We start from the raw sequence: 15,000 nt of genomic DNA on the forward strand, positions 1-15,000 counted from the left end.
CCCCGAAATAGCTTTAGGGCTAGCCTCAAGTGTAAGAGTCTTGGAGGTAGAGCACTGATTGGACTAGGGGTCCTCATCGGATTACCGAATTCAGTCAAACTCCGAATGCCAATGACTTATCCTTGGGAGTCAGACTGCGAGTGATAAGATCCGTAGTCAAAAGGGAAACAGCCCAGACCGCCAGCTAAGGTCCCAAAGTGTGTATTAAGTGGAAAAGGATGTGGAGTTGCTTAGACAACTAGGATGTTGGCTTAGAAGCAGCCACCATTTAAAGAGTGCGTAATAGCTCACTAGTCGAGTGACTCTGCGCCGAAAATGTACCGGGGCTAAATACACCACCGAAGCTGCGGATTGATACCTTTGGTATCAGTGGTAGGGGAGCGTTCTAAGGACAGTGAAGTCAGACCGGAAGGACTGGTGGAGTGCTTAGAAGTGAGAATGCCGGTATGAGTAGCGAAAGACGGGTGAGAATCCCGTCCACCGAATGCCTAAGGTTTCCTGAGGAAGGCTCGTCCGCTCAGGGTTAGTCAGGACCTAAGCCGAGGCCGACAGGCGTAGGCGATGGACAACAGGTTGATATTCCTGTACCACCTCTTTATCGTTTGAGCAATGGAGGGACGCAGAAGGATAGAAGAAGCGTGCGACTGGTTGTGCACGTCCAAGCAGTTAGGCTGGTAAGTAGGCAAATCCGCTTACCGCAAAGGCTGAGCTGTGATGGGGAAGCTCCTTATGGAGCGAAGTCTTCGATTCCCCGCTGCCAAGAAAAGCTTCTAGCGAGATAAAAGGTGCCTGTACCGCAAACCGACACAGGTAGGCGAGGAGAGAATCCTAAGGTGAGCGAGAGAACTCTGGTTAAGGAACTCGGCAAAATGACCCCGTAACTTCGGGAGAAGGGGTGCTTTCTTAACGGAAAGCCGCAGTGAATAGGCCCAAGCGACTGTTTAGCAAAAACACAGGTCTCTGCGAAGCCGTAAGGCGAAGTATAGGGGCTGACACCTGCCCGGTGCTGGAAGGTTAAGGAGAGGGGTTAGCGTAAGCGAAGCTCTGAACTGAAGCCCCAGTAAACGGCGGCCGTAACTATAACGGTCCTAAGGTAGCGAAATTCCTTGTCGGGTAAGTTCCGACCCGCACGAAAGGTGTAACGATTTGGGCACTGTCTCAACCAGAGACTCGGTGAAATTATAGTACCTGTGAAGATGCAGGTTACCCGCGACAGGACGGAAAGACCCCGTGGAGCTTTACTGTAGCCTGATATTGAATTTTGGTACAGCTTGTACAGGATAGGCGGGAGCCTTTGAAGCCGGAGCGCTAGCTTCGGTGGAGGCGCTGGTGGGATACCGCCCTGGCTGTATTGAAATTCTAACCTACGGGTCTTATCGACCCGGGAGACAGTGTCAGGTGGGCAGTTTGACTGGGGCGGTCGCCTCCTAAAGTGTAACGGAGGCGCCCAAAGGTTCCCTCAGAATGGTTGGAAATCATTCGTAGAGTGCAAAGGCATAAGGGAGCTTGACTGCGAGACCTACAAGTCGAGCAGGGACGAAAGTCGGGCTTAGTGATCCGGTGGTTCCGCATGGAAGGGCCATCGCTCAACGGATAAAAGCTACCCCGGGGATAACAGGCTTATCTCCCCCAAGAGTCCACATCGACGGGGAGGTTTGGCACCTCGATGTCGGCTCATCGCATCCTGGGGCTGTAGTCGGTCCCAAGGGTTGGGCTGTTCGCCCATTAAAGCGGTACGCGAGCTGGGTTCAGAACGTCGTGAGACAGTTCGGTCCCTATCCGTCGTGGGCGTAGGAAATTTGAGAGGAGCTGTCCTTAGTACGAGAGGACCGGGATGGACGCACCGCTGGTGTACCAGTTGTTCTGCCAAGGGCATCGCTGGGTAGCTATGTGCGGAAGGGATAAGTGCTGAAAGCATCTAAGCATGAAGCCCCCCTCAAGATGAGATTTCCCATAGCGTAAGCTAGTAAGATCCCTGAAAGATGATCAGGTTGATAGGTTCGAGGTGGAAGCGTGGTGACACGTGGAGCTGACGAATACTAATAGATCGAGGACTTAACCATATATCTAAAGCGGAAGCGACTTGTTCAGAGTCGCTGGAGCTGGATTCAATATGAAGCAAATGTTATCTAGTTTTGAAGGAATATCCCTTCAATAGTTTGGTGATGATGGCAGAGAGGTCACACCCGTTCCCATACCGAACACGGAAGTTAAGCTCTCTAGCGCCGATGGTAGTTGGGGCCTTGCCCCTGTGAGAGTAGGACGTCGCCAAGCCAAAAACCTAAGTCAAACTGACTTAGGTTTTTTTGTATAACAATGCTTCTATATTTAAATCACTTTGATGGATAGTAAAAAATATGTAGATCAAGATATGCTTCACTTATTATTTTTTTTAAAAAGCGAAGTTGCTTTTTTTATTTATGTCCCTCTTTATCCTCAATCTTTTAGTAAATAATTAATAAACGTTGGAGGTATTTACTGCCTCATATGTATTCCTTTTTCCATTCAATTATTTTTTCGTTGTTTATCTATATTGGTATGTTAGAATAGTAATGTTGTGTAAGATATTTTTTATAAAAGGAGATAGTATGAAAAAAATAAGTGTAATATTAATAGGGATTTTACTACTTCTAACCGTTGCATACATGTTAGTCGGAAATTATTTCTTCAATTATGCATTAAATGCGAAACAAGAAAAAGAATTCTTACAAGGGAATCCTCATTTAGAAAAAACAGTGAATGTGTCAGGGAATGTATTAGTCACGAATGAGCAAAAAAATGCTGAGTTTATTTCAAAATATAAGCCAAATACAATCGTGATGCGTTCTTTTGATGAGTTAAAACTAACAGGATATGAATATATAAATGAGCAATCTAGTCATAAATGGGCAATTATCGTACATGGCTATAGTAGTAAAGCATCAGAAATGACGAAATATATTCGTCACTTTTATGAGAAAGGTTACAGCGTATTAGCACCAGATCTTCGCGGTCATGGAAATAGCGAAGGAGATTATATCGGCATGGGGTGGCATGATCGGAAAGATGTACAACGCTGGATTCAGCAAATTTTAAAGAAAGATCCTCAGGCGGAGATAGCTCTATTTGGTATTTCTATGGGAGGAGCAACAGTGATGATGACTTCTGGAGAAGATTTGCCTCCTAATGTGAAAGTCATTGTTGAAGATTGTGGTTTCTCATCTGTTATGGATGAATTCACATATCAATTAAAAGATTTATTCCATTTACCTAAATTTCCTGTTATGAATGCAGCAAATACAGTTACTAAGCTAAGGGCGGGTTATGATTTAGAAGAAGCATCGGCTGTCAAGCAAGTTGCAAAAAGCAAAACACCAATCTTATTTATTCATGGAGATGCGGATACGTTCGTTCCTTATGAAATGTTAGATGAAGTATACAATGCTGCAAAAGTAGAAAAAGAAAAGTTAATTGTGCCAGGTGCGGGGCATGGAGAAGCTGAACAAGCAAATCCAGATAAATATTGGAATACCCTATGGAACTTTGTGGAGAAATACATTTCAGCATAATTCATGAAAGAGAGAATTTTGGTATTATAAACGATAGACTGACTATGAATTAAGAGAAGTTCTATAAACGATGATGAGAAGGAAATGGTTTTATCTTTCTCATTATCGTTTTTTTTTATTTCGTTTATTTCAAGTGTAGAATGAAATAGAACCTTCATTCAAAATTCAGCGAGAGCCAGGATGCTAGGTGAGCACTCATAAAGCGTCCTTTACCGATTAAAGCTTTACTAAATAGAAGCATAAATTTTTTTGATTACGAATTGCCTATGCTACAATGGTTTAAACTTAATTTTGAAGAGGTGTTCGTATGAAAATTGAAGTTTGGTCTGATTTTGTGTGTCCGTTTTGTTATATTGGGAAGCGTCGTTTAGAAATGGCCTTAGACCAATTTCCGTATAAAAATGATGTTGAAGTTGAATTTAAAAGTTTTGAGTTAGATCCAAATGCTCCGGTATATTCTGGAATCGGTATTGATGAAATGCTTGCATCGAAATACGGGATTAGTATTGAAGAGGCTAAGCGAAATAATATTCAAATTGGCCGGCATGCCGCTAACATAGGTTTAACTTTTCATTTTGAAGAGATGAAACCGACGAATACTTTTGATGCTCACCGTTTGGCTAAGTTTGCAAAAGAACATGGAAAAGAAAAGGAGATAGTAGAAAATCTTCTTTTTGCTCATTTTACTGAATCTAAAAATTTAAGTGATGTGGAAACGCTCGCTAATATTGCTGAAGCTTCGGGGTTAGATAGAAAAGAAGCTTTACATGTTATACAGAATAAAAATGCTTATGCAAATGATGTGCGAATTGATGAGGAAATTGCTCGACAATATCAGATTACGGGAGTACCATATTTCATTGTAAATCAAAAGTATGCAATTTCGGGAGCGCAACCACTTGAAACGTTTTTGAACGCACTTCAAAAGGTGTGAGAAGAAGAAAATCCTAAGCCTAAATTACAAGAACTTTCATCAAATGGTGTGAACGATGCTCTTTGTACAGATGGTAGCTGCTTAGTGTCTTCAAAAGAGAAATAGTTTTTTGTTTTAAGTATGGCTATAGACAAAAAACATGGTTTATTAATTTTAAAACCCCACAGAAATTTCTGTAGGGTTTCTTCGTGCAGAAAGTAACGCGGATTCTAATTCTTTTCTGCCAGTAGTTCATCTACTTTCATATGATTGAATGGGGAATAGCCAGGAATAACATACAGCATATCGTTATAAAAACTTCACAAAAATTGTTGACTATTAGTGAGTAGAGGTGTAATATTATACGAGTCGCTGATAGCAATAACGCAAAACGCGACAAACGAAATAAAAAAACTTAGTTGACATTGAAATATAAAAATGTTAACATAAGGAAGTCGCAAATGAGGCGACAAGCGAGTTCTTTGAAAACTGAACGAAACAAACAACGTGAAACGTCAATTTTTATTTATGATGCTAGACAAACTTTATTGGAGAGTTTGATCCTGGCTCAGGATGAACGCTGGCGGCGTGCCTAATACATGCAAGTCGAGCGAACGGATTAAGAGCTTGCTCTTAAGAAGTTAGCGGCGGACGGGTGAGTAACACGTGGGTAACCTGCCCATAAGACTGGGATAACTCCGGGAAACCGGGGCTAATACCGGATAACATCTAGCACCGCATGGTGCAAAATTGAAAGGCGGCTTCGGCTGTCACTTATGGATGGACCCGCGTCGCATTAGCTAGTTGGTGAGGTAACGGCTCACCAAGGCGACGATGCGTAGCCGACCTGAGAGGGTGATCGGCCACACTGGGACTGAGACACGGCCCAGACTCCTACGGGAGGCAGCAGTAGGGAATCTTCCGCAATGGACGAAAGTCTGACGGAGCAACGCCGCGTGAGCGATGAAGGCCTTCGGGTCGTAAAGCTCTGTTGTTAGGGAAGAACAAGTATGAGTTGAATAAGCTCATGCCTTGACGGTACCTAACCAGAAAGCCACGGCTAACTACGTGCCAGCAGCCGCGGTAATACGTAGGTGGCAAGCGTTATCCGGAATTATTGGGCGTAAAGCGCGCGCAGGCGGTTTCTTAAGTCTGATGTGAAAGCCCACGGCTCAACCGTGGAGGGTCATTGGAAACTGGGAGACTTGAGTGCAGAAGAGGAGAGTGGAATTCCATGTGTAGCGGTGAAATGCGTAGAGATATGGAGGAACACCAGTGGCGAAGGCGACTCTCTGGTCTGTAACTGACGCTGAGGCGCGAAAGCGTGGGGAGCAAACAGGATTAGATACCCTGGTAGTCCACGCCGTAAACGATGAGTGCTAAGTGTTAGAGGGTTTCCGCCCTTTAGTGCTGAAGTTAACGCATTAAGCACTCCGCCTGGGGAGTACGGCCGCAAGGCTGAAACTCAAAGGAATTGACGGGGGCCCGCACAAGCGGTGGAGCATGTGGTTTAATTCGAAGCAACGCGAAGAACCTTACCAGGTCTTGACATCCTCTGACAACCCTAGAGATAGGGCTTCCCCTTCGGGGGCAGAGTGACAGGTGGTGCATGGTTGTCGTCAGCTCGTGTCGTGAGATGTTGGGTTAAGTCCCGCAACGAGCGCAACCCTTGATCTTAGTTGCCATCATTCAGTTGGGCACTCTAAGGTGACTGCCGGTGACAAACCGGAGGAAGGTGGGGATGACGTCAAATCATCATGCCCCTTATGACCTGGGCTACACACGTGCTACAATGGACGGTACAAAGAGTCGCGAGACCGCGAGGTGGAGCTAATCTCATAAAACCGTTCTCAGTTCGGATTGTAGGCTGCAACTCGCCTACATGAAGCTGGAATCGCTAGTAATCGCGGATCAGCATGCCGCGGTGAATACGTTCCCGGGCCTTGTACACACCGCCCGTCACACCACGAGAGTTTGTAACACCCGAAGTCGGTGGGGTAACCTTTTGGAGCCAGCCGCCTAAGGTGGGACAGATGATTGGGGTGAAGTCGTAACAAGGTAGCCGTATCGGAAGGTGCGGCTGGATCACCTCCTTTCTATGGAGAATAGATGAACGTTGTTCATCAATATAAGTTTCCGTGTTTCGTTTTGTTCAGTTTTGAGAGAACTTTCTCTCAAGTTTATACAGCGTAAGCAGTTTGTTTTTTCTTGCGTTTGCGTCTGAAAGTGAATTCCACGATGATGGATTCCTCACCGCATGTCAGCAGAGAAGCAGATGCAGCGCAGTAGGCATGTTCTTTGAAAACTAGATAACAGTGTAGCTCATATTTTTAATTTTAGTTTGGTTAAGTTAGAAAGGGCGCACGGTGGATGCCTTGACACTAGGAGTCGATGAAGGACGGGACTAACACCGATATGCTTCGGGGAGCTGTAAGTAAGCTTTGATCCGGAGATTTCCGAATGGGGAAACCCACCATACGTAATGGTATGGTATCCTTATCTGAATACATAGGGTAAGGAGGACAGACCCAGGGAACTGAAACATCTAAGTACCTGGAGGAAGAGAAAGCAAATGCGATTTCCTGAGTAGCGGCGAGCGAAACGGAACATAGCCCAAACCAAGAGGCTTGCCTCTTGGGGTTGTAGGACATTCTATACGGAGTTACAAAGGAACGAGGTAGACGAAGCAGTCTGGAAAGGCTCGTCATAGAAGGTAACAACCCTGTAGTTGAAACTTCGTTCCCTCTTGAATGGATCCTGAGTACGGCGGAACACGTGAAATTCCGTCGGAATCTGGGAGGACCATCTCCCAAGGCTAAATACTCCCTAGTGATCGATAGTGAACCAGTACCGTGAGGGAAAGGTGAAAAGCACCCCGGGAGGGGAGTGAAAGAGATCCTGAAACCGTGTGCCTACAAATAGTCAGAGCCCGTTAACGGGTGATGGCGTGCCTTTTGTAGAATGAACCGGCGAGTTACGATCCCGTGCGAGGTTAAGCTGAAGAGGCGGAGCCGTAGCGAAAGCGAGTCTGAATAGGGCGTTTAGTACGTGGTCGTAGACCCGAAACCAGGTGATCTACCCATGTCCAGGGTGAAGTTCAGGTAACACTGAATGGAGGCCCGAACCCACGCACGTTGAAAAGTGCGGGGATGAGGTGTGGGTAGCGGAGAAATTCCAATCGAACCTGGAGATAGCTGGTTCTCCCCGAAATAGCTTTAGGGCTAGCCTCAAGTGTAAGAGTCTTGGAGGTAGAGCACTGATTGGACTAGGGGTCCTCATCGGATTACCGAATTCAGTCAAACTCCGAATGCCAATGACTTATCCTTGGGAGTCAGACTGCGAGTGATAAGATCCGTAGTCAAAAGGGAAACAGCCCAGACCGCCAGCTAAGGTCCCAAAGTGTGTATTAAGTGGAAAAGGATGTGGAGTTGCTTAGACAACTAGGATGTTGGCTTAGAAGCAGCCACCATTTAAAGAGTGCGTAATAGCTCACTAGTCGAGTGACTCTGCGCCGAAAATGTACCGGGGCTAAATACACCACCGAAGCTGCGGATTGATACCTTTGGTATCAGTGGTAGGGGAGCGTTCTAAGGACAGTGAAGTCAGACCGGAAGGACTGGTGGAGTGCTTAGAAGTGAGAATGCCGGTATGAGTAGCGAAAGACGGGTGAGAATCCCGTCCACCGAATGCCTAAGGTTTCCTGAGGAAGGCTCGTCCGCTCAGGGTTAGTCAGGACCTAAGCCGAGGCCGACAGGCGTAGGCGATGGACAACAGGTTGATATTCCTGTACCACCTCTTTATCGTTTGAGCAATGGAGGGACGCAGAAGGATAGAAGAAGCGTGCGATTGGTTGTGCACGTCCAAGCAGTTAGGCTGGTAAGTAGGCAAATCCGCTTACCGCAAAGGCTGAGCTGTGATGGGGAAGCTCCTTATGGAGTGAAGTCTTCGATTCCCCGCTGCCAAGAAAAGCTTCTAGCGAGATAAAAGGTGCCTGTACCGCAAACCGACACAGGTAGGCGAGGAGAGAATCCTAAGGTGAGCGAGAGAACTCTGGTTAAGGAACTCGGCAAAATGACCCCGTAACTTCGGGAGAAGGGGTGCTTTCTTAACGGAAAGCCGCAGTGAATAGGCCCAAGCGACTGTTTAGCAAAAACACAGGTCTCTGCGAAGCCGTAAGGCGAAGTATAGGGGCTGACACCTGCCCGGTGCTGGAAGGTTAAGGAGAGGGGTTAGCGTAAGCGAAGCTCTGAACTGAAGCCCCAGTAAACGGCGGCCGTAACTATAACGGTCCTAAGGTAGCGAAATTCCTTGTCGGGTAAGTTCCGACCCGCACGAAAGGTGTAACGATTTGGGCACTGTCTCAACCAGAGACTCGGTGAAATTATAGTACCTGTGAAGATGCAGGTTACCCGCGACAGGACGGAAAGACCCCGTGGAGCTTTACTGTAGCCTGATATTGAATTTTGGTACAGCTTGTACAGGATAGGCGGGAGCCTTTGAAGCCGGAGCGCTAGCTTCGGTGGAGGCGCTGGTGGGATACCGCCCTGGCTGTATTGAAATTCTAACCTACGGGTCTTATCGACCCGGGAGACAGTGTCAGGTGGGCAGTTTGACTGGGGCGGTCGCCTCCTAAAGTGTAACGGAGGCGCCCAAAGGTTCCCTCAGAATGGTTGGAAATCATTCGTAGAGTGCAAAGGCATAAGGGAGCTTGACTGCGAGACCTACAAGTCGAGCAGGGACGAAAGTCGGGCTTAGTGATCCGGTGGTTCCGCATGGAAGGGCCATCGCTCAACGGATAAAAGCTACCCCGGGGATAACAGGCTTATCTCCCCCAAGAGTCCACATCGACGGGGAGGTTTGGCACCTCGATGTCGGCTCATCGCATCCTGGGGCTGTAGTCGGTCCCAAGGGTTGGGCTGTTCGCCCATTAAAGCGGTACGCGAGCTGGGTTCAGAACGTCGTGAGACAGTTCGGTCCCTATCCGTCGTGGGCGTAGGAAATTTGAGAGGAGCTGTCCTTAGTACGAGAGGACCGGGATGGACGCACCGCTGGTGTACCAGTTGTTCTGCCAAGGGCATCGCTGGGTAGCTATGTGCGGAAGGGATAAGTGCTGAAAGCATCTAAGCATGAAGCCCCCCTCAAGATGAGATTTCCCATAGCGTAAGCTAGTAAGATCCCTGAAAGATGATCAGGTTGATAGGTTCGAGGTGGAAGCGTGGTGACACGTGGAGCTGACGAATACTAATAGATCGAGGACTTAACCATATATCTAAAGCGGAAGCGACTTGTTCAGAGTCGCTGGAGCTGAATTCAATATGAAGCAAATGTTATCTAGTTTTGAAGGAATATCCCTTCAATAGTTTGGTGATGATGGCAGAGAGGTCACACCCGTTCCCATACCGAACACGGAAGTTAAGCTCTCTAGCGCCGATGGTAGTTGGGGCCTTGCCCCTGTGAGAGTAGGACGTCGCCAAGCCAAAAACCTAAGTCAAACTGACTTAGGTTTTTTTGTATTTATGAGTTAAATTTTTATTTTTTTACATCGATAAGCTCAAAGCATTCACAAATAAGCAATATGTCTTCGGAAAATTTGCGACCAATCTTCATCAACTCATTTGTAAAGAATTCTATGTGAGTCTTTTTCCAATACTCATATGTGCGGTCGCCTTCTCCTTCTGCAATCGCGAATTCTTCACTAACTTCATTCATTGGTATTAAAGTAACTTCTATTGTTTTAATAATAGCTACAGGTTCGTCTTTGCTGTTCAATATGATGCTATAATCATTTACTGCTGGAATTGGTTCATTTTCTAATTCATAAAATATATGAGCAGAGCATGTTGCGGTTTTTACACCATTTATTACTAATTGAGCAAGATCATCGGGACAGGCTCCGAATTGCCAAGCGCTGACTGATTTTGGTTTTTCTCGATTTCCCCAATATGTATCCCAGTATGTTTGTGCAAATGCATTTATGATTCATCACCTTCATTTCTGATTTTTGAGACTTTTTTTACATATCAAATGTTATTTGAAAAGTTTTATATGTTTATTTTTAGTTGTTTGTCCTTATAACAATATGAAAGTTGTGAATAGAGTAGCTAATAAAATACGATAGTTTTGAAAGTAGATTTAAAAAGATTACAACAGTCAACATTGCCGCTATGAAAGAAGTAATGAATTCGACTGCGAACATCGGAATATCAGCTATACTTAAATACTTTCAGTTTTTTAATACATCTCGGCCTGTTATTCCAATCATAACGGGAAGAGCAATCAGAAAGGAGAATTCTGATGCTGTTTTATAATTTACTTTTGCTAATAATCCTCCCGAAATGGTAGATCCAGCTCTTGCAAATCCAGGATACATTGCTAAACATTGAAACAAACCAATTGTTAATGCTTGGCGATATGTTAAATCATTTAATGAATAAGCGATAGCCTCGTTTTTTTAACCTCTGCAAAAGAGCGTAATAATGGCCCCTGCGACAAGCCCGATAACGACAGTATATGGCTGAAATAATTATATTTTGATTACATCATGTAATAGTAAGCCAGCAACTACAGCTGGAAATACACCTAGGAATACATGGATTGCATTGAATTTTTTCTCTTTTTGCAAGAGGAATATTATGTTGTATAAAGAAACAAGTCGTTTATGAGATAAAACAGCAATAGCTAAAATCGCTCCTAATTGTATAACAATCTCAAACGTTTTTGCTCTTTCCCCTTCAAAGTCTAATAAGTGTCCGACTAGTATATAAGATGACCAGTAGAAGAGATGGATGAAAATTCAGCTAATCCTTCTATAATACCGAGTATGAAGGCAATCATTATATCGCTCATAAGTTTCCTCCTACTTGTTTATACAGATACAAAATGCATTTCATCATCTGTATAAATCAATGAATATCAATCTGTTTGAAATAGAATATGGCTGCTATAAAGCCAATAAGTGATGTAGTAGTAATAATGATATAAGAATATTCTGGAGGATATGTCGGTTGCAAATCCTGGTTTACTATATCTAGTGCAGCTGTCCAAGGAAATAAATCTTTGTGTTCTGAACTTGCAGTTAGAACATTTATCAATGCTATAACAATTGTTAATATAATAGGTGGAACATATGTTTTTGTTATAAAGGTTACCAATACAATAGGAGACGATAAGATAAAAAGAAATCCACCACTTATTAAAAATTTCACTAAAAATTGGAATAGTAATATGTTATTTAATCCAGGGAACCCTCCTAATAGTCCTAATAGTAAAGTTAGTCCCCATGCAATGACGGTCAGTATCATAATCCAAAGAAATAAAAGGATGAATTTACTCATAACAAAATGGAAACGTGATACAGGAATAGTTAATAAATTTTTTAATGTACTCTCTGTGTATTCACGATTAAAGAGATAAGCAGTAACGACTCCATATAGAAGAACTCCCATAAATAAAGCTGTGTACATATTCACATTAAGAAAAAGGACATCGAAACTCGCAGGTGGAGCCGATGGTTTACTTTGCTTTTCTATATAAAAAGCTAAAACAATCATAAATGGTGCTACAGCTGCTCCGATCATACTGATTAAGAACATATTAGAACGTTTCAATTTTAATAACTCTGTATATAGGAGATTAACCAATTGTTCCACCCCCGACTAATTTGGTGAAATAATCTTCTAATCGATCTTCGCTCATTATAATTTTTAATACTTCAATGTCATTTTGAACAAACATTTTATTGATTTGACCTTGTTGTCCAAAGTGAGAATAAACGCGAATATTTCCTTCATCATGTACTTCATAATCAAAAATATGAAATTGCTTTTCTAAAAGTAGCGCTGCTTTATTATCATTATTTACCTGGAATTCTAGGTATTTGCGATTCATTTTACGTAATGCATCTAAAGATGTCTCTTCTAATAGTTTCCCTTTGTGGATAATTCCCATATGGTCAACTAACTGTTCGACTTCAGATAAAATATGGCTAGAAATGAATATCGTTATATTTCTTTCTTGTGCTAATGTTTTAATAAGCTTCCGCATTTCTTTAATTCCAATTGGGTCTAAACCGTTTGTAGGTTCATCTAGTATTAAAAGTTCTGGATAATGGAGGAGTGCTCTTGCAATTCCTAAGCGTTGTTTCATTCCTAACGAGTATTTTCCAACCAGTTTTTTCGTTTCATGCTGCAGACCGACAATTTCCAATGCCTCTTCAATCGCATTTTTCTTATGAACTCCGATAATTTTTGCGTTAATTAATAAATTTTCTTTTGCAGTTAAGTTTTCATAGAAACCTGGAACTTCAACAATTGAACCAATTCGTCTTAAAATATCTTTTTGGTTTTTGGTGAAATCCTCTCCAAATATTTCGATTTTTCCGTTTGTAGGTTTTATAAGACCTAGTAGCATTCGAATGGTTGTTGTTTTACCTGCACCGTTTCGGCCGATAAATCCGTAAATCTCTCCTTTATTTACATTTATATTGAGATGATCTACAGATTTCTGTTTTCCATAAACTTTTGTTAAGTTTGTTGTTTTAATAATTGTATGTATGGTGAACACCCACTTTCTATGATCTTTTACATACATAATAAAAAGAAGGGTTTAACTGCTACTTAATCAATTCTTAACTATTTCTTAAAAGAATTCTGCTTTGGGATGGAAAAGCCAAAAGTGGTTCTTTCCCATGGAATACTTTCTACCCATATGCGACCTCTGTGCTTTTCAACAAGTGCTTTTGCGATAGCAAGTCCTAAGCCGCTACTACGAGACGAAAGGGTTCGAGATTGATCAATTCGGTACATTCTCTCAAAGACATGTTCTAAATCTTGATGAGGAATACCAGGTCCTTTATCCCAAACGAGGATATGGTATTCATTGTGATGTTCTAATAGCTTGACTCCTAATATTGCTCCTTGTTTTCCGTAATGTATAGCATTTTTTATAAGATTGTTCATTACTCGTATGATGTGAAAAGAATCCCCTGTAATCAAACAAGGCTTTTCTGGAATATCTATTTTTAACTCAATATGATATTTAGATAGCTCGGGCAAAAATTCAATGAGTGTTTCCCGTGTAATTTCTGAAAGGTCTAGCTGTTCTTCTTTAAAAGGAAGTTCATCTGCATCAATTTTTGCCATATGAAATATTTCATCAACCAATTGTTTTAAACTATTTGATTTGTTTGAGAGTATTTCAAGATACTCTAATTCTTCTTCTTTAGAAGTGGCTATACCATCTTTTAAGGCATCAATATATCCGATAATAGAAGTAAGAGGTGTTCGTATATCGTGTGAAATACTCGATAGCAGTTGTTTTCTGGCTTTTTGGGATTTTTTTGCCTCAATTTGTACTTTTTCTAATTTGGTTATTAATTCATTAACATGGAAGATTACATTATCCAACGAACGATCATTATTCGTATATAACCTTGTCTGAAAATTACCGAGAATCACACGTTCTAGTTTTGTGACGATGGACTTTCTAGTTTCTATAAAGTAAAGTCTTTTGAAAAAAAGACTTATTGTGATAAGGATAAGAAGTATAAAGAGAATGAACTGTAATGTATGAGTCATATTGATAAATTGTATTCCAGTAATGATAATGAACTGAAATAGAATTAGATAGAGAATCTTATCGTTCTTCATACTTTTCACCTACAAATTTATAGCCAATGCCCCATACCGTTTGGATGAATTTAGGATTTGAAGGATCAGCTTCTATTTTTTTTCTAAGCTTTCGAATGTGTACCATAACCGTGTTATCATCTTCTATATAATTGCTATCCCAAACATTACGGAAGAGCTGTGTTTTTGTGAACACTTGTTCAGGATTTGATGCGAAAAACTTTAGAAGTTCTAGCTCTTTTCCTGTTAAAGAGATTTCTTTGTCACCTACGGTAACGATGTACTTGCTAATATCAATTGTTAGCCCTTTGAAGGTTAGGATTGTTTTTTCTTGTGTATTGGCATTACTTCCTAATACTAAAAAACGTCTCATAAGCGCTTTAATCCTGGCAATTACTTCATTAACGCTAAAAGGTTTTGTAATGTAATCGTCAGCACCTATACTTAATCCTACAATTTTATCTACCTCTTGATCTTTTGCCGTCAGCATTAATATAGGGATATTGGTATTGTTTCTAAGCCTTCTGCATACTTCGATACCATCAATTTTTGGCATCATTAAATCTAATATGACAAGATTATAGGTATTATGAGTAAATAACTTGAGAGCTTCCTCGCCATCTATAGCAGTGTCTACTGTATATAATTCTCGTTCTAAATATTTCTTTAATAAATCACGTATTTCTTTCTCATCATCTGCTATGAGTACACGAATTTCTTTCATATTTTCACCAGCTTTTCATGTCATTTTGTTAGTAGTTTCATTTGTATATGTATTATAACCTTGGTAATAAAAAATGTAATCGCTATCTAATTATATACTATAAATTGTTAAAATAAGGTTGTTATTGCGGTATTGAATTAGGGAATGTAATGTATGAGCAATCTAGCGAAAAATTATAGAGGGGACAAG

The 15,000-nt window shown here is 42.0% G+C and carries 6 protein-coding genes, 5 rRNA genes and 2 pseudogenes (1 of these 13 running past the window's edge); 7 read left to right on the forward strand and 6 right to left on the reverse strand.

What is annotated here, in order from left to right; all coding sequences use genetic code 11:
* The 7 genes and pseudogenes from BCER98_RS01550 to rrf (BCER98_RS01580) all read left to right on the forward strand — a co-directional run.
* Window positions 1-2,063: ribosomal RNA gene (locus BCER98_RS01550) — 23S ribosomal RNA — on the forward strand; it begins 859 nt to the left of the window's first position.
* A gap of 95 nt (window positions 2,064-2,158) precedes the next feature.
* Window positions 2,159-2,274 (forward strand): 5S ribosomal RNA (gene rrf, locus BCER98_RS01555).
* Window positions 2,275-2,588: 314 nt separating this feature from the next.
* Window positions 2,589-3,548 (forward strand): alpha/beta hydrolase, encoded by a 960-nt coding sequence (locus BCER98_RS01560; RefSeq protein ID WP_011983382.1) that lies wholly within the window; start codon window positions 2,589-2,591, stop codon window positions 3,546-3,548.
* Window positions 3,549-3,855: 307 nt separating this feature from the next.
* Window positions 3,856-4,587, forward strand: a pseudogene (locus BCER98_RS01565) (DsbA family oxidoreductase).
* 419 nt (window positions 4,588-5,006) lie between these two features.
* A 16S ribosomal RNA gene (locus BCER98_RS01570) occupies window positions 5,007-6,557 on the forward strand.
* A gap of 247 nt (window positions 6,558-6,804) precedes the next feature.
* A 23S ribosomal RNA gene (locus BCER98_RS01575) occupies window positions 6,805-9,726 on the forward strand.
* A 95-nt stretch (window positions 9,727-9,821) separates the two neighbouring features.
* Window positions 9,822-9,937 (forward strand): 5S ribosomal RNA (gene rrf / locus BCER98_RS01580).
* Together the 16S, 23S and 5S rRNA genes form the textbook arrangement of a ribosomal RNA operon.
* A gap of 53 nt (window positions 9,938-9,990) precedes the next feature.
* Here the strand turns inward: rrf (BCER98_RS01580) and BCER98_RS01585 are convergent.
* The 6 genes and pseudogenes from BCER98_RS01585 to BCER98_RS01610 all read right to left on the reverse strand — a co-directional run bounded on the left by BCER98_RS01585 (window position 9,991) and on the right by BCER98_RS01610 (window position 14,811).
* Entirely contained in the window at window positions 9,991-10,437 is a 447-nt protein-coding gene (locus BCER98_RS01585) for an ASCH domain-containing protein (protein WP_041809383.1), read from the reverse strand.
* A gap of 79 nt (window positions 10,438-10,516) precedes the next feature.
* Window positions 10,517-11,307 (reverse strand): annotated as a pseudogene (locus tag BCER98_RS23310) (undecaprenyl-diphosphate phosphatase).
* 56 nt (window positions 11,308-11,363) lie between these two features.
* Complete coding sequence (locus BCER98_RS01595; protein WP_011983384.1) at window positions 11,364-12,101, reverse strand: ABC transporter permease; 738 nt, start codon at window positions 12,099-12,101, stop codon at window positions 11,364-11,366.
* Window positions 12,094-13,023 (reverse strand): ABC transporter ATP-binding protein, encoded by a 930-nt coding sequence (locus BCER98_RS01600; RefSeq protein WP_087097574.1) that lies wholly within the window; start codon window positions 13,021-13,023, stop codon window positions 12,094-12,096. The genes BCER98_RS01595 and BCER98_RS01600 overlap by 8 nt, the downstream gene beginning before the upstream one ends.
* A 68-nt stretch (window positions 13,024-13,091) precedes the next feature.
* Window positions 13,092-14,108: a sensor histidine kinase gene (locus BCER98_RS01605; protein WP_011983386.1), complete on the reverse strand. Its 1,017-nt coding sequence runs from the start codon at window positions 14,106-14,108 to the stop codon at window positions 13,092-13,094.
* Window positions 14,095-14,811, reverse strand: coding sequence for a response regulator transcription factor (locus BCER98_RS01610; protein ID WP_011983387.1), 717 nt, complete (start codon window positions 14,809-14,811; stop codon window positions 14,095-14,097). The genes BCER98_RS01605 and BCER98_RS01610 overlap by 14 nt, the downstream gene beginning before the upstream one ends.
* Window positions 14,812-15,000: the final 189 nt, after the last annotated feature.

It is taken from the genome of Bacillus cytotoxicus NVH 391-98, assembly GCF_000017425.1.
In the GTDB taxonomy this organism is placed as follows: Bacteria; Bacillota; Bacilli; order Bacillales; family Bacillaceae_G; genus Bacillus_A; species Bacillus_A cytotoxicus.

Coding starts and splice junctions, on each gene's coding strand:
- BCER98_RS01560 (WP_011983382.1), top strand. CDS start 2,589: ATGAAAAAAATAAGTGTAATATTAATAGGGATTTTACTACTTCTAACC.
- BCER98_RS01610 (WP_011983387.1), bottom strand. CDS start 14,811: ATGAAAGAAATTCGTGTACTCATAGCAGATGATGAGAAAGAAATACGT.
- BCER98_RS01605 (WP_011983386.1), bottom strand. CDS start 14,108: ATGAAGAACGATAAGATTCTCTATCTAATTCTATTTCAGTTCATTATC.